We start from the raw sequence: 14,778 nt of genomic DNA, 5'->3' as shown, positions 1-14,778 counted from the left end.
CCAAAGATGCAGTTTCCCCTTTATTGACACGATGCAGATCGCTGATCAAGGTAGTTAAAAGGCGTAATGAGCGAAGCTAATGCTGCTAGGAGGACAACGATGCAGCCACTTGTCGTCGACGCGAAGCCTCAACCTGTTTCAATTGATCTCGCCAAGGCTGCAGTTCTCGTCGTGGACATGCAGAATGATTTTGGTTCGAAAGGCGGGATGTTCGACAGAGCCGGAATCGATATCTCCGGGATTCAGCGGGCTGTCGGTCCTACTGCGAGCGCAATAGCGGCGGCTCGCAAACTGAGACTGCCTGTCATCTATCTGAAGATGGGGTATCATTCCGACCTCTCGGATCTCGGGGCATTGGACGCCCCCAACCGTATCCGACATCTCCAGATCTTTGGGGTCGGTGAGAACATGATAGCGCCGGACGGCGGCGAGAGCCGGATTCTGATCCGCGAGACCTGGGGAACAGATATCGTCAACGACCTAAAGCCGGAGGCCGGGGATGTTGTCCTCTACAAAACCCGGTTCAGCGGTTTCTACGAGACCGAACTTGATGCCGTCCTAAAGGCCGCAGGCATCAGACACCTCATCGTGACGGGATGCACGACCAGCGTGTGTGTGGAGTCGACAATTCGCGATGCCTTTTTCAGGGACTATCACTGCATACTGCTCACGGATTGCACGAGCGAGCCTATCGCGTGGAACGCCTCAAGGAGCAATCATGATGCCTCGATCACCCTCGTGCAGATGCTCTTTGGATGGACATCGACGTCCGACTATTTGCTCAGCGCGATCGAGGAGCAAGTTCAGGGGCATTTTGAACTAGCTGAGTGAGGCCATTGAGCGCCTACCTGTCCTTGACCGTCTCCATCGCCACGAAAGTCGAGGTCTGGGCGACATGGGGCAGGGCCGAGATGCGTTCGCCCAGCACGCGGCGATAGGCGGCGATGTCTCGGGTGCGGACCTTCAGCAGATAGTCGAAGCTGGACGCCATCATGTGGCATTGCTCGATTTCCGGTACCGCCTGCACGGACCGGTTGAAGGCATCGAGTGCTGCGGATCGGGTGTCGGACAGTTTCACCTGGACGAAGGCGACATGACCTTCGCCCATGCGCTCGCGGTCAATGATCGCCTGGTAGCCCCTGATGTAGCCATCCTTCTCCAGCCGTTTGACCCGCGCCTGCACCGGTGTCTTCGACAAGCCGACCTTTGCCGCCAGTTCGGACATCGAAAGCCGGCCATCACTTGCCAGCGCTGACAGGATATTTCGGTCGATGCGGTCCAATTGGTCTTCTGTCATCGAAAACACAGTCCGTATGCCAAATCTAGGCCGTAACGTTAGATCGAATGACCTAAAATGTCGATTTCTTCGGACCGACTGAAATTCGCACTTGTGCTAGCTTGCGCCATTCGGTCCGGTGACCGCCGGCCCGATCCCCTTTGCTCGATCCACGGGACCGCCATGCCGCTAGATACCATCCGCCAGCAGATCCGCGCCAACTATCTGCCCGACGAAGACGAGGCGGTGCAGCGACTGGCCGTGGCCACGGGGCTTTCCGCGAAAGACCGCAAGGCGATCTCGGCCCGGGCCGCCGATCTGGTGCGGGCGGTGCGCGGCTCGTCGGACCCCCGGCTGATGGAAGTCTTCCTCTCGGCCTACGGCCTTTCCACCAAGGAAGGCGTGGCGCTGATGTGCCTGGCCGAGGCGCTGCTGCGCGTGCCCGACACCGAGACGATGGACGATCTCATCGCCGACAAGATCGCGCCGCACGACTGGTCGGCGCATTCGGGCGGTTCGAGCTCCATCTTCGTCAACGCCTCGACCTGGGCGCTGATGCTGACCGGCCGCGTCCTCGATGAAGGCGAGGGCGGCATCGAAGGCACGCTGCGCTCCATGGTGCGCCGGCTGGGCGAGCCGGTCATCCGCAAGGCGGTGGCGGCGGCCATGCGTGAGATGGGCGAGCAGTTCGTGCTCGGACGCACCATCACCGAGGCCGTCAAGCGCGGCCGGCCGATGACGCAGAAGGGCTATCTCTATTCCTTCGACATGCTGGGCGAAGCCGCACGCACCGAGGCCGACGCGTTGCGTTATCACAAGGCCTATGCCGACGCGATTTCCTCGCTCGATTCCGGTTCCAACGGCCCGGATATCCGCCAGAATCACGGCATCTCGGTCAAGCTCTCGGCGCTGCATCCGCGCTACGAGGTGGCGCAGAAGGACGAGATGCTGCCTGTCATGGCCGAGCGGCTGTTGTCGCTGGCGCTGGCCGCGCGGCATTCGCGCATGGGTCTCAACATCGATGCCGAGGAGGGCGATCGCCTCGATCTGTCGCTCGACGTCATCGAGCGGGTGCTGGCCGAGCCGGAGCTTGCCGGCTGGAACGGCTTTGGCGTCGTCGTCCAGGCCTATGGCCCGCGTGCCGCCTTTGCCATCGACTGGCTCTACGCGCTGGCCAAGAAATACGACCGCACCATCATGGTGCGGCTGGTCAAAGGCGCCTATTGGGACACCGAGATCAAGCGGGCGCAGACGCTCGGGCTTACCGGTTATCCCGTCTTCACCCGCAAGGCCAACACCGACGTTTCCTACATGGCTTGTGCCAAAAAGCTGCTGTCGATGACCGACCGCATCTATCCGCAATTCGCCACCCACAACGCCCACACCGTCGCCGCCATTTTGTCGATGGCCGGGGACCGCGATTCCTTCGAGTTCCAGCGTCTGCACGGCATGGGCGAGGCCCTGCACGAGACGGTGCGCAAGGCCGAAGGCACGCGCTGCCGCATCTATGCGCCGGTCGGGGCGCATTCCGATCTGCTTGCCTATCTGGTTCGGCGGTTGCTGGAGAACGGCGCCAATTCCTCCTTCGTGCATCAGCTGACCGACGAGGAGGTCGAGCCCGAGGACATCGCCCGCGATCCGCTCGAGACGGTCGAGAGCCAGGGCCCCGCCGCCAATCCGGCGATTGCCCGGCCTTCCCAGATATTCGGCGCTGGTCGCCGCAATTCGAAGGGTTTTGATATCACCGATACGGTGACGCTGGCGGCGATCGACAAAGCCAAGGCTGCGTTCGCCGGCCCCGATCGCTGGCATGCCAAGCCGATCACGCGGGCCGCCGGCTATGGCAAGCAACGGTCGATCGTCAATCCGGCCAAACCCGCGGAAGTCGTCGGCACAGTCAGCGAAGCCGCCGCCAAGCAGGTGGCGACCGCCGTGCGCATCGCGGTGGAGGCGCAGCCGGCCTGGGCAAAGCGTCCTGTCGCCGAGCGCGCCGCCATCCTCAATCGCGCCGCCGATCTCTATGAGGCCAACGCCGTCGAGTTCTTCGCGCTGGCCACCCGGGAAGCCGGCAAATCGCTGGCCGACGGTGTGGCCGAGGTGCGCGAGGCCGTCGACTTTCTCCGCTATTACGCGGCCGAGGCGGCCAATGCCGAACCGGGCACGCAGGCGCGCGGCGCCATCGTCTGCATTTCGCCGTGGAATTTTCCGCTCGCCATTTTCACCGGCCAGATCGCGGCGGCACTTGTCACCGGCAATTCGGTGATCGCCAAGCCGGCCGAGCAGACGCCGCTGATCGCGTTCCGCGCCGTCGAAATGCTACGCGAGGCCGGCGTTCCGGAAGACGTCATCCAGCTTCTGCCCGGCGACGGCCCCTCGGTCGGCGGGCCGCTGACCGCCGACCCGCGCATCGCCGGTGTCTGCTTCACCGGCTCGACCGAAGTGGCCAAGCTGATCGAAAAGCAACTGGCCGAGACCGCCGCGCCGGACGCCATGCTGATCGCCGAGACCGGCGGGTTGAATGCTATGATCGTCGATTCCACCGCGCTGCCCGAACAAGCGGTGCGCGACATCCTGGCTTCGGCCTTCCAGAGCGCCGGCCAGCGCTGTTCGGCGCTGCGCGTGCTCTATGTGCAGAAGGATGTCGAGAAGAAGATGCTTGAGATGCTGAAAGGCGCCATGGAGGCGCTCAGCATCGGCGATCCCTGGCGGATTTCGACCGACGTCGGGCCGGTCATCGACGACGAGGCGCAGACTTCGATCCGCGAGTACTGCACGAAGATGGGCCTGCAGGGCCGGCTAATCGCCAAGCTCGAGGCGCCGAAGGATGGGCGGTTCGTCGCGCCGCATGTCTTCCGGGTCAAGGGTATCGAGGACATGGAGCGCGAGGTGTTCGGGCCAGTGCTGCATGTCGCCACGTTCGACGCCGACGAGATCGACGCGGTCATCGCCGCCATCAACCGCAAGGGCTATGGCCTGACCTTCGGCCTGCACACGCGCATCGAGGGCCGCGTGCAGCATTTCGTCGACGGCATCCATGCCGGTAACATCTACGTCAACCGCAACCAGATCGGCGCCGTTGTCGGTTCGCAACCGTTCGGCGGCGAGGGGCTGTCAGGCACGGGGCCGAAGGCCGGCGGTCCGCACTATCTCCGTCGCTTCCGCAAGGGGCCGGAGGCCGGCACGCACATTGCCGAAGGCCACAAGGTCACGGCGACCGAACTTGCCGACAATCTGCTCGATCCGGGATTGGGCGGCTGGTCGACGCGGCCCGACCGGATTGCCATCCTGAGGAAGCATCTGCGCGGCAAGGGCGCGGCGGCCATTGGCGCCGCCGCCGGCATCGACTTTGGCCAGGTCGACCTGCCGGGGCCGACCGGCGAGGCCAACACGCTGTCGCTGTCGCCGCGTGGACGGGTGCTGTGCCTCGGTCCCGATCAAGACACGCTGCTTGCCCAGGCGATCCAGGCACTCGCCGCCGGCAACGCGGTGCTGGCCGTTGCACCGGGCGCACCGGCCGCGCTCTCGGCGCTGACCGGCAAGGGCCTGCCGCTGGCCGCCATCGACGGCCGTCCGGATCCGGTCGAAGCGTGCTCGCTGCACGTCGACGTCGTCGCCTTCTCGGGCACACCGGAGGCTGCGCGCATAGTGCGCAAGGTCATCGCTGACCGCTCAGGGCCAATCGTGCCGCTGGTCAGCGAGGTCCTCAACCCGGCGGCCTATGCGCATGAGCGCGCCGTCTGTGTCGACACCACCGCCGCGGGCGGCAATGCCAGCCTGCTGGCCGGCTCCTGACGGGCCGGCTGCTCACACCTCTTCGGGTGCGCAGCCGAACTTCAGCAGATTGCCGTGCGGGTCCCGGATATGGAATTCCTTCATGTTCCACGGCCGCACGGTGAACGGACTGAGTTGCCTCACACCGCGCGCTGAAAATTCGGCATACAGGGCCGGCACCTCGCCGCCCCTGACATAGCAGGACGAAACTTCAGGAAGTTTGCCGTCGTCGCTCTTCCAGAAATGGATTTCGATATCGCCCCGGCGCACGATCAGATAGTCGTCCATCTCCGGCCCGACGACACCGAAGCCAAGCTCGTCGCGATAGAAATCGCGCGTTGCCTCGATGTCGGGCGAGGGCAGGATCGGAATGCTGCGCGCAGGATCTTGGGCAGGCGTTGCCATCTCAGGCCCCTTCCACGACGGAAAAACCCTCGAATTGCGGATGGCCGAGATAGTGGACTTTTGTGGTGCCGACATTTCTGTGGGCGGCGCGGAAATTCTCGGACTTGGTCCAGGCGACGAAATCATCGTGGCTCGCCCACACGGTGTGCGAGGCAAACAGCGTGTACCCTTCGGCCTCGTTGACCGGGCCACGCAGCAGATGGAACTCCCGGAAACCTTTCATCTGCGCAAGGCTGGAATCGCGGTTCTTCCAGACGGCTTCGAAATCGGCTTCTGAGCCGGTCTGCACCTTGAAGCGGTTCATGGCGATGTACATGGAGGTTCCTTTCATTCGGGTGTTGATGGCTGACGGCGCGACAGTTTCAAAATGGGCCGATTTCGGCCTCGAACGCCAAACTCTTGCTCGCAGCCTGTGGTGGAATTGGAGGAAAAGGAGCTGCCTTGCGCACGATGCCGAGCGCGACCTTGTCGAAGTTCGGCGATCCAGAGCTTTGCACAATGCGCAGGTCATCGATGCCGCCGCGGCTGCCGATGACGAATGTCACAACGGCATTGTTGCGAGCAGCCAACTGTACCGAAGGCGGGACGCCGCGATTGACACGGCTGAGCTTTCGGAAGACGTCGCCGCGGTAATTGTCTTCCGCCGCGCTGCCTGCCTCCTTCTGTTTTTTGCCCTTGCTGGCCGCCTGCGCCAATCGGTCCTGGCCATTCGCCGTGCCACGCTTCTCATCCGCTTGGCTGGTGCTGGGCGGGGCGGCTGCCGGAGTTGGCCTGGCGCTGGGAATCGGTGGCTGCTCCGGGACGACGGCGGGCTCGGCCTGAACGGTCGGCTGTGCAGGGGTTTCAGTCTTTGCAACGATGCTCTTGTCATCGGCGCGCGGGGCTCTCGCCACCAGAATGTCCGGCGCGACCGAAGGCTGTTTGACAGGCGCTGACAAAGGCTCGACCGGCTGTTTGGCGGTTTCTTGAGCAGGTTGAGACGGCTCTGTTGGTGGCGTCGGCCTGGCCGCCTTTGAAGGCTCTGATTTGGTCGGCCGTGGATTCGGCACCAGCTTGACATTCACAGCCGCCGGATCCTGGTCCAGTGCGCTGCCGACCACCTTGTCTCCGGACTGATCGCTGCCTTCCGACCGGATGGCGTCCTGGGAATCGAATGTCCCCGAGGGCGAAATCAGAAAACCCGCCGCCACCGCCGCATGGAGCAGGCAGGAGACGATGATCGCCGCCGTCCATTTGCGGTTCCAGGCCGATGACCGCGGCGGCGCAAGTGGACCGGCTGGCACTACCGCCAGCTCGGCGCCCGCTTCGGGGAGAGGATTGATGTCACGCATGTCGCGGGACGAGACCTGCAGCGACCCGTGCGGACTTGTCAAATCAAGATCGCATGGTCCAAACGACAACGCATGCGGTCCGGCCGGAGGCCATGCCACGGCGTTTTGCAGGAATGCGGGATGAAGTCCCACCTCAGACGCCGAAAGCGATACCGGTCTTGGTGTCGGTCTCCAGGCCGCGCATGCAGGCGTTCGGTTCGACGCCTGCTCCGGCGCATTCCGTCGCGCTGTTGATCAGCACTCGGCTGACCTTGGCGCAGTCGGTGCCGGCCAGATCGAAGCGTGTCACGTTGGTCTTGCCTGCCGGCAATTCCTTGAAGTCGAGCACGGTCAGCCGGTCGACGACGCCCGCCTCGTTGAACAGGGCGATCTCGAACGCCGCCTTGGAGAGGTCGGCGCCGAGGTTGTTGCTGACCACGAAGGTCAGGCGGCAGCCTTTGTCGGAGGCTTGCGCGCCGTTGAGTTCGAGGGCCAGCGCGGGAACCGGCGCGGACTGCTCAGCCCACGCCGGAACCATCGCAAGCGACATCGCCAACGTCGAGGTCAGCAGACGAAGGGATGTCCTCAAGCTCGTCATTGCCGTCAGCCTCCAAATCGCATCGTTGCCGCCAGCTTCAGCGTTATGCCCGGTTCATAGACCGCGACCGTCGTGCTGCCGTTCAACGGGTTGGCGTATTTGACATCGAACAGATTGTCGGCGCGGAAATCGACCTTCAGATTGTCGGTCGCCTGATAGCTGGCGAAGGCGTTGACCAGCGTATAGTTCTTGGCCACCGCATTGCCCTTCGGCTTGCCATTGTACTGCATTTCGCCACCGACGGTCAGCTTGTCCTCGAGGAAGCGCAGGCCGAGCTGGGCCGTGACCTGAGAGGACGGGATGGTGGCAAGGTCTGCCCGGTCGCCTTCATAGGATATGGTGTGACCATTGATGATGGAGGCGGAAAGTCCGGCATAGCCCCATGCCGCATCGTAAACCCCCTCCATCTCGAAGCCGTTGATCTTGGCCTTGGCAAAATTTTGATACTGGAAGCAGATCGGGATGCCCGGGCCGAACGGGCAGCCGCTGGTCGGGTCGAACGGCGACAGCGTCACGCCGTCGATATAATCATCGACATTGTTGTTGAAATAGGCCGCCTTGATGCGAAGCGCGTCGCCGGCCTCCAGGATGTCATTTTGTTTGTAGTTGACGCCGAATTCCGTCGTCTTGCCGGTTTCAGGGCGCAAATTGGGGTTGGGCAGGAACGGGAAGGAAACGCCGGCCGGATGGTTGCCGCTGATCAGCGTCTCCGTCAGCGAGGGAGAACGGTAGCCTTCCGCATAGGTGCCATAGAATTGCAGGCCGGCAAGGCCAGCGCTTTCGAAAGGCGAGACGCCGACGGTGACGCGCGGCGACACTCTATCGCCTGAAGTCTCGTGGGTATCATCCTTGAGGCTGTAATTGTCGTAACGCAGCCCGGCGATGACTTCGAGCCAGTCCCAGGTGAGCTTGTCCTGGACATAGGCACCGGAAACGTTGCGCTTGCCGGAAGGCGTGTAGAAGCTGTCACCGCCGGCCGTTCCGCCGGTCTTGACGTTGTCGCCCGCCCAGTCACCGCCATAGGTCAGTTCGTGCGCGACGCCGGCGGTCTCGAATCTGGACGTGTTCCAGATGTCGATGCTTGTCGTGCCGACATCGAAGGTCGAGGTCGAACCTGTCGGCAGCACCACAGGCAGGCCGGTGACCGGATCGAAGCGTTTTAGCGGGACGAGGCTCGTCAGGTCGAGGTTGGTCTTATTGTAGGAGGTGTTGATGTGGAGATCGAGCCACCTCTTGTCTTCGTCGGTGACGTTGTAGCGGGCTGTGGAGGTGTTCGACTTCAGGTCGACATCATTCACCGGCGCGCCACCGCTGATCTCGTTCCAGCCATCGCTTGAGCCGACCCAGCCGAGCTTCAGCTCACTGTTGTCGGTCGGTCGGATGGTGGTCTTGAGCAGGCCGCTGAGCACGTCGAAGCCAGTGCCCTTGACGGTGTCGCCATCTCCATCCTTGTAGTCGTCATAGTTGCGGTAGACGATGTTGCCGAGCGCACCCCAGTTCTCGTTGAAGCGACAGGCGCCGGATGCGCTGGTGGTCCAGCCCTTGCCATTGCTCTCATAGCGCCCGGTGACGGAGCCAGCCCATGTCTCGTTCGGCTTGAGGAAACCCTCGGCATCGTTGGTGTCGAAGAAGACCACGCCGCCGATGGCGCCCGAGCCATAGGTATTGGCGACAGGACCGCGGATCACGTCGACGGATTTGACGAGCTCAGGATCGATGTAGAAGGTCGACTGCGTGCCGTGGTCGGAACGCTGGAAATTCTGGCGGGCGCCGTCGACGATAACCGCGACGCGACCGAAATCCTGCAGGCCACGGATGTTGATGCTGGTGCTGACACGCCTGGCGTCGGCCTGCGCCGCGATACCGGGCACACCGAGTAGCATCTCGTTCGGCGTCGTCGCCATGCGGCGGTCGAGCTGTTCCTGGTCGATATGGCTGACTGAGCCCAGCGATTCGATCGCCGTCTCGCCGGTGCGGCTCAGCACCAGGATCTTGTCGAGCAGCGTTGCGCCCGCCGGGGCGGGCTTTGCCTCTTCAGCCTTCGGTGATTGCGCCGCTTGCTGGGCGCTTGCCGGTGGCGCCAGCAAAGCGACTGCCGCGACGCTTGCCAGCAAGGCCGCCATTGCTCTTGTCGTGGATCGCCCGCCAAGACCCTCATCAGACGGGCCAGTGTCAAACCGGCCGCGCCATTCCCAATTCATCAACCCCATGCCCCAACTCCAAAGTCCAGGTTCGGTGCTGGCTGGCCTGGGGCTCGCTGGCGTTTTTTGATCGTGTCCGGCGTCTTAATGTTGACTCATTTACTCCGGTATTGCACTGACTAGTAAACATGATTATTAAAGTCAAGAAATGAATCGGCATTTATGCAACGCCTAGCCAGGCGCCCGGCACAGGAAAGGGATCGATCAAGATGAACACACACAATCCCAATGACTTTCGCTATCGCGTCCGCCGTTCCGACGACACCTCCACCCGTTTCGACCGGGTTCCGCTGGCGGTGCGAACGCTGTCCAGCAACACCCTGTTCCAGGGGGAGCACGAGATCGGCATCGAGCATCATGGCGCGCTCTACCGGCTGAAGATCACCCGCCAGGGCAAGCTCATTCTCAACAAGTAAGGCCCATTTTTAACAAGTAAGGCATGGCAGTAGGGACGAAACATGGACCAGCGCGTAAAACCCGCCCCGCATGAAATCCGGCGGGCACGGACAGAGAATCCGAAGACGCGCGAGCGTGATCTGGCTGCCCAGCTCGGCATTTCGGAGGCCGAGCTCATCGCCGCGCATTGCGGCGACGGGATTGTCCGCATCGAGCCGCGCGTCAACGATCTCCTGACCGGCCTCGAAGCAGTCGGCCAAGTCATGGCCTTGACCCGCAACGAAAGTGCGGTGCACGAGAAGATCGGCGTCTACGACAAGATCGTCACCGGCAACCACAATGCCATGGTACTCGGCGAAAACATCGATCTGCGCATCTTCCCGAAAGTCTGGGCGCACGGCTTTGCCGTGGAAAAGCGCGATGGCGACGACATCCGCCGCAGCCTGCAGTTCTTCGACGCGGCGGGCGAGGCGGTGCACAAGGTGCATCTGCGGCCTGCCTCCAGTCTCTATGCTTACCAGAAGCTGGTCGCCGCACTCGAATCGTCGAATCAGGAGCCGACGATCGACATTTCTGGACACATCCCCGACGACGAGGTCCATGGCGGGGAAACCACCGCCAATCTCGACGATCTGCGCGACCGCTGGAGCCGGCTGACCGACGTGCACCAGTTCTTCGGCATGCTGAAGACGCTGAAGCTCAGCCGCCGGCAGGCGGTGCGCATGGTCGGCCAGGACTATGCCTGGCTGCTCGACAATGACGCCGTCCGCCACATGTTCCATCATGCCGCCGAGGGCGAGATGCCGATCATGTGCTTTGTCGGCAATCGCGGCTGCATCCAGATCCATTCCGGTCCGGTCAAATCCATCAAGCCGATGGGGCCATGGATCAACGTACTGGACGAGACCTTCCACCTGCACCTGCGAACCGACCACATCCATGAGGTCTGGGCGGTGCGCAAGCCGACCAAGGACGGTCACGTCATCTCGCTCGAAGTCTATGATGCCAACGGCAAGATGATCATCCAGTTCTTCGGCAAACGCCACGAAGGCGAGAGCGAGCGCGACGACTGGCGATTCCTGGCGGAACACCTGCCGCGCATCCCAAGCCCGACCGCAGCCTGAGGACGATACCTATGGTTCCCTTTTCCAGACTGGCGCGTGTTCTCAGGCTGGCGCTTGGACCGGCAATCGGTCTCTCCCTGGCTTTTGTCGCCTTGCAGTCCGGCAACACCACCGAGGGCGCGACCGCCTTTGCCGATAGCTCGAAGATAGTTGCCATTGGCGGCTCCATCACCGAGATCGTCTATGCGCTCGGCGAGGAGAAGCATCTGGTGGCTCGCGATTCCACCAGCCGGTATCCGAAGGCCTCACGTGATCTGCCTGATGTCGGCTACATGCGCCAGCTGTCGCCGGAAGGCGTGCTGTCGGTCAACCCGACCGGCATCCTTGCGCTGCACGGCAGTGGTCCCAAGGAAGCCGTCGATGTGCTGAAGAAGACGAGCGTCCCGTTCATCGAAGTGCCCGAACACTATAGCCACGAAGGCATCCTGGAGAAGGTCCGCATCGTCGGCAAGGCACTCGGCGTCGACGCCAAGGCCGAGGTGCTGGCCAGGGAGCTTGATGCCAAGCTCACCGCAGCCGAAAAGCAGACGGCTTCGATCAAGCAGCGCAAGCGCATCCTGTTCGTGCTGTCGATACAGGGCGGCAAAATCCTGGCGGCCGGCAGCGAGACCGCCGCCGACGGCATGGTCAAGCTCGCCGGCGGGGTCAATGCGGTCGAAGGCTTTTCCGGCTACAAGCAAATCTCCGGCGAGGCGATCATCACCGCCAGGCCGGACGCGATCCTGATGATGAGCAATGCCGGGCCTCCGGTCTCGGACGACGAATTGTTCTCCAATCCGTCCATCGCCTCGACGCCGGCGGGTGCCGCACGCAAGCTGATCCGCATCGACGGCGCCTATCTGCTCGGCTTCGGGCCGCGCACGGCCGATGCTATCCACGATCTCGCCGTCTCGCTTTATGGCGGGCAGGTCACGGATTGAGCGGGCAGATCATGGTCGATCAATCAATCGCCGGCCCGGTGAAGGTGATGGCGGGGGCATCCGACGGCGATCGCTCGGATCGCGCCCGCATCATCATCCTTCTGCAGTGCCTGGGGCTCGTCATTGCCGTGCTTTTGTCGCTCACGTCGGGGGCGTCGGACGCATCAGCCGCCAACGTCATCAGCGACTGGCTGTTCGGCACCGTGCCCCGCGACGCCGCGTTGGGCGCCCGCGACAGGCTGATCGTCTACGACATCCGCCTGCCGCGCATCAGCCTCGGCATGCTGGTCGGCGCAGCACTCGCCGTCTCCGGCGCTGTCATGCAGGGGCTGTTCCGCAATCCGCTCGCCGATCCCGGCCTGATCGGCGTTTCGGCCGGGTCCAGCCTCGGCGCGGTTGCCGTCATCGTGCTCGGAGCCACGGTGCTGGCGCCGATGACGGCCTGGCTTGGCACGCTTGCGCTGCCGTTGGCGGCATTCTGTGGCGGGCTTGCCACGACATTGGTGCTCTACCAGGTTGCCACGCGACGGGGACAAACCTCGGTCGCCACCATGCTGCTCGCCGGCATCGCGCTGGCGGCGCTTGCCATGGCGCTGACCGGCATCCTGATCTTCATGGCCGATGACCGGCAGTTGCGCGACCTGACCTTCTGGCAACTCGGATCGCTCGGTGGCGCGACCTGGGCGAAGATCGCTTCGGTCGGACCGATCATCGTGCTGGCGCTGGCGGCGATGCCGTTCCTGGCGCGCGGCCTCAACGCACTGGCGCTGGGCGAGGCGACCGCCGGCCATCTCGGCATTCCGGTGCAGCGGCTGAAGTACACGGCCATCATCGGTGTCTCGGCGGCGGTCGGCGCATCCGTCGCCGTCAGCGGCGGCATCGGTTTCGTCGGCATCGTCGTGCCGCATCTGCTGCGGCTGCTGATCGGCCCCGACAATCGCTACCTGCTGCCGGCATCGGCGCTGCTCGGCGCCTCGCTGCTGCTGTTGGCCGACGCCGTCGCGCGCACCATCGTGGCGCCGGCCGAATTGCCGATCGGCATCGTCACCGCGATCGCCGGTGCGCCGTTCTTCCTGTGGATACTGCTGCGCAAGCGCGGCGTCGTTGATTTGTGATTTGGGAACCTGTGAGGCTCGGATGATCGAGGCAAGGGATGTTTCCGTGGCGATCGCCGGCAAGCGCATCGTTGCCGGTGTCGATTTCGCTGCACGCCCCGGCGAAGTGGCGGCAATCGTCGGCCCCAATGGGTCCGGCAAGACGACCTTCCTCAAGGCGCTGTCCGGCGAACTCGCCTACACCGGACATGTTGTCCTCAACGGCCGCGATCTCTTGGGGATGAAGCCGGTCGAGATCGCCATCCATCGGGCCGTGCTGCCGCAGGCGACGACGCTGTCGTTTCCGTTCACGGTGCGGGAGGTGGTCAAGCTTGGCCTTGTCGGCGGCCGCTCGGGCGTCTTAGCGGGCGAGGACGCGCGGTTGCCGGAACGGGCGCTGGCCCGGGTCGACCTCGACGGTTTTGCCGGGCGTTTCTACCAGGAGCTTTCAGGCGGCGAGCAGCAGCGTGTCCAGCTCGCGCGCGTGCTGTGCCAGGTCTGGGCGCCGGTGCTCGACGGCAAGCCGCGCTATTTGTTCCTCGATGAGCCGGTTTCCAGCCTGGATATCAAGCACCAGCTGATCATCATGAACATCGCCCGCGACTTCGCCAGAAGGGGCGGCGGCGTGGTCGCCATCCTGCACGACCTCAATCTGACGGCCATGTTTGCCGACCGGATTTTTGTCATGCATCGCGGCAGGCTTGCTGTCACCGGCTCGCCGCGGGCCGTGCTGAGCGACGACCTGATCGAAAAAGTGTTCGACTGCCGGCTCAGGGTCGGCGTGCTGCCTGCCGGCGACATGCCATTCGTATTGCCGCAGTCGACGGTCTATTGATATTCAGGTGAGGCCGGCCTGCGAATGGCGGGTTCCTGCGCTTCCGGTACTCACGTACCCGAAAGTGCCTCCGTTCCGGTTCTCGGAACCCGCCATTCTCGACTCGGCCTGACTTGAATCTCAACAGACCTACTCAGACGGGGAGACTTGCTCAGGCAGCGGGTGCGCGGCGCTCTACCAGCATGTCGATACCGAGCAGGTTGCGCACATTCGGCCGCGCCGCCACGAGATCGGCGATCGTGTAGCGCTCCAGCACCGCGAAGAACGCGTTCAGCGCCTCGCGCAATGCCGAGTTCAGCGCACAGCTGTCGACCAGCGGGCATTCGGCGGCATCGTTCTCGAAGCATTCGGCCATGGCGAAGCTCTCTTCGGTCACGCGCACGACATCGAACAGGCTGATGGACTCAGCGGCGCGGCCAAGCCTGACGCCGCCATTCCTGCCACGCACGGTTTCGACCAGGCCGTGCTCGACCAGCGGCTGCAGGATCTTGAACAGGAACAGCTCCGACACCGAATAGGCGGCCGCGATCTCGGGGATGCGGCTCAATCGGTCATTGTTGGCGGCGCAATACATCAGGATGCGCATGGCATAGTTGGTCTGGCGCGTAAGCCGCATTTTGTCCTCACAACGCGCTGGTGCGGTAGAACCACGCCAGATTTCAAAACTTTACTGATGCGGCTTTGACCCCGAAATTTCGGATTCGCCACATTGGCCTGGGCGGAATATGGCCTATACCTTGGAACAATTCCAGACTAGCCGGGGACAATAGATGAACATTCTCGTCAACTTTGTGTGTGCATCCGGGCAAGGTGCGAGCGAAACCGGCTGAAACGGGCATTTCGCCTGA

General features: G+C 63.2%; 14 protein-coding genes. 7 read left to right on the top strand and 7 right to left on the bottom strand.

Translation table 11 applies throughout. From position 1 onward, the window contains the following. Positions 1–99: 99 nt before the first annotated feature. Complete coding sequence (locus AC07FD_RS15560) at positions 100–831, top strand: cysteine hydrolase family protein (RefSeq protein ID WP_478350548.1); 732 nt, start codon at positions 100–102, stop codon at positions 829–831. A 13-nt stretch (positions 832–844) separates the two neighbouring features. On the opposite strand, the gene AC07FD_RS15555 is transcribed toward AC07FD_RS15560, so the two are convergent. Then, a complete protein-coding gene (locus AC07FD_RS15555) occupies positions 845–1,297 on the bottom strand; it encodes an Lrp/AsnC family transcriptional regulator (RefSeq protein WP_027029407.1) in 453 nt (150 codons plus the stop codon). A 162-nt stretch (positions 1,298–1,459) separates the two neighbouring features. On the opposite strand from AC07FD_RS15555, the gene putA reads away from it, so the two are divergent. Continuing rightward, positions 1,460–5,068, top strand: a complete 3,609-nt coding sequence (gene putA / locus AC07FD_RS15550; RefSeq protein WP_478350547.1) for a bifunctional proline dehydrogenase/L-glutamate gamma-semialdehyde dehydrogenase PutA — start codon at positions 1,460–1,462, stop codon at positions 5,066–5,068. A 12-nt stretch (positions 5,069–5,080) separates the two neighbouring features. On the opposite strand, the gene AC07FD_RS15545 is transcribed toward putA, so the two are convergent. The 5 genes from AC07FD_RS15545 to AC07FD_RS15525 form a co-directional block, all read right to left on the bottom strand. Beyond that, a complete protein-coding gene (locus tag AC07FD_RS15545) occupies positions 5,081–5,452 on the bottom strand; it encodes a bleomycin resistance protein (protein WP_478350546.1) in 372 nt (123 codons plus the stop codon). Position 5,453: 1 nt separating this feature from the next. After that, entirely contained in the window at positions 5,454–5,768 is a 315-nt protein-coding gene (gene hmuQ / locus AC07FD_RS15540; RefSeq protein ID WP_477288049.1) for a heme-degrading protein HmuQ, read from the bottom strand. Between the two features lie 46 nt (positions 5,769–5,814). Beyond that, positions 5,815–6,552, bottom strand: coding sequence for an energy transducer TonB family protein (locus AC07FD_RS15535; RefSeq protein WP_478350545.1), 738 nt, complete (start codon positions 6,550–6,552; stop codon positions 5,815–5,817). A gap of 364 nt (positions 6,553–6,916) precedes the next feature. Further along, complete coding sequence (locus AC07FD_RS15530) at positions 6,917–7,360, bottom strand: hypothetical protein (RefSeq protein WP_478350544.1); 444 nt, start codon at positions 7,358–7,360, stop codon at positions 6,917–6,919. A gap of 5 nt (positions 7,361–7,365) precedes the next feature. Next, positions 7,366–9,570 carry a TonB-dependent hemoglobin/transferrin/lactoferrin family receptor gene (locus tag AC07FD_RS15525; RefSeq protein ID WP_478350543.1) on the bottom strand — a complete coding sequence of 735 codons (2,205 nt, stop codon included), beginning with the start codon at positions 9,568–9,570 and terminating at the stop codon, positions 7,366–7,368. A 200-nt stretch (positions 9,571–9,770) separates the two neighbouring features. Between AC07FD_RS15525 and hemP the strand changes: the two genes are divergently transcribed. From hemP to AC07FD_RS15500, 5 genes are read left to right on the top strand one after another with little or no spacing between them, the layout of a single operon-like run. Continuing rightward, positions 9,771–9,977 (top strand): hemin uptake protein HemP, encoded by a 207-nt coding sequence (gene hemP, locus AC07FD_RS15520; RefSeq protein WP_457155520.1) that lies wholly within the window; start codon positions 9,771–9,773, stop codon positions 9,975–9,977. 42 nt (positions 9,978–10,019) lie between these two features. Beyond that, a complete protein-coding gene (locus tag AC07FD_RS15515) occupies positions 10,020–11,081 on the top strand; it encodes a hemin-degrading factor (protein ID WP_478350542.1) in 1,062 nt (353 codons plus the stop codon). Between the two features lie 11 nt (positions 11,082–11,092). Then, the gene (locus AC07FD_RS15510) at positions 11,093–12,001 is read left to right on the top strand and encodes a heme/hemin ABC transporter substrate-binding protein (RefSeq protein WP_478350541.1); all 909 of its coding nucleotides are present in this window, start codon (positions 11,093–11,095) and stop codon (positions 11,999–12,001) included. A gap of 11 nt (positions 12,002–12,012) precedes the next feature. Continuing rightward, positions 12,013–13,116: a FecCD family ABC transporter permease gene (locus tag AC07FD_RS15505; protein WP_478350540.1), complete on the top strand. Its 1,104-nt coding sequence runs from the start codon at positions 12,013–12,015 to the stop codon at positions 13,114–13,116. Between the two features lie 22 nt (positions 13,117–13,138). Further along, the gene (locus tag AC07FD_RS15500) at positions 13,139–13,930 is read left to right on the top strand and encodes a heme ABC transporter ATP-binding protein (protein ID WP_478350539.1); all 792 of its coding nucleotides are present in this window, start codon (positions 13,139–13,141) and stop codon (positions 13,928–13,930) included. 151 nt (positions 13,931–14,081) lie between these two features. On the opposite strand, the gene rirA is transcribed toward AC07FD_RS15500, so the two are convergent. Beyond that, positions 14,082–14,546: an iron-responsive transcriptional regulator RirA gene (gene rirA, locus AC07FD_RS15495; protein WP_095087491.1), complete on the bottom strand. Its 465-nt coding sequence runs from the start codon at positions 14,544–14,546 to the stop codon at positions 14,082–14,084. Positions 14,547–14,778: the final 232 nt, after the last annotated feature.

The organism is Mesorhizobium waitakense (genome assembly GCF_056431085.1).
The sequence above is the reverse complement of the archived record's forward strand: the minus strand, read 5'-3'. Positions and strand labels throughout refer to the sequence as shown.

What these genes read in the sequence shown, in the direction of transcription:
- AC07FD_RS15555 (WP_027029407.1), bottom strand. Translation starts at nt 1,297, where the DNA reads ATGACAGAAGACCAATTGGACCGCATCGACCGAAATATCCTGTCAGCG.
- hmuQ (WP_477288049.1), bottom strand. Translation starts at nt 5,768, where the DNA reads ATGTACATCGCCATGAACCGCTTCAAGGTGCAGACCGGCTCAGAAGCC.
- rirA (WP_095087491.1), bottom strand. Translation starts at nt 14,546, where the DNA reads ATGCGGCTTACGCGCCAGACCAACTATGCCATGCGCATCCTGATGTAT.
- AC07FD_RS15510 (WP_478350541.1), top strand. Translation starts at nt 11,093, where the DNA reads ATGGTTCCCTTTTCCAGACTGGCGCGTGTTCTCAGGCTGGCGCTTGGA.
- hemP (WP_457155520.1), top strand. Translation starts at nt 9,771, where the DNA reads ATGAACACACACAATCCCAATGACTTTCGCTATCGCGTCCGCCGTTCC.
- AC07FD_RS15525 (WP_478350543.1), bottom strand. Translation starts at nt 9,570, where the DNA reads ATGGGGTTGATGAATTGGGAATGGCGCGGCCGGTTTGACACTGGCCCG.
- AC07FD_RS15500 (WP_478350539.1), top strand. Translation starts at nt 13,139, where the DNA reads ATGATCGAGGCAAGGGATGTTTCCGTGGCGATCGCCGGCAAGCGCATC.
- AC07FD_RS15560 (WP_478350548.1), top strand. Translation starts at nt 100, where the DNA reads ATGCAGCCACTTGTCGTCGACGCGAAGCCTCAACCTGTTTCAATTGAT.
- AC07FD_RS15545 (WP_478350546.1), bottom strand. Translation starts at nt 5,452, where the DNA reads ATGGCAACGCCTGCCCAAGATCCTGCGCGCAGCATTCCGATCCTGCCC.
- AC07FD_RS15530 (WP_478350544.1), bottom strand. Translation starts at nt 7,360, where the DNA reads ATGACGAGCTTGAGGACATCCCTTCGTCTGCTGACCTCGACGTTGGCG.
- AC07FD_RS15505 (WP_478350540.1), top strand. Translation starts at nt 12,013, where the DNA reads ATGGTCGATCAATCAATCGCCGGCCCGGTGAAGGTGATGGCGGGGGCA.
- putA (WP_478350547.1), top strand. Translation starts at nt 1,460, where the DNA reads ATGCCGCTAGATACCATCCGCCAGCAGATCCGCGCCAACTATCTGCCC.
- AC07FD_RS15515 (WP_478350542.1), top strand. Translation starts at nt 10,020, where the DNA reads ATGGACCAGCGCGTAAAACCCGCCCCGCATGAAATCCGGCGGGCACGG.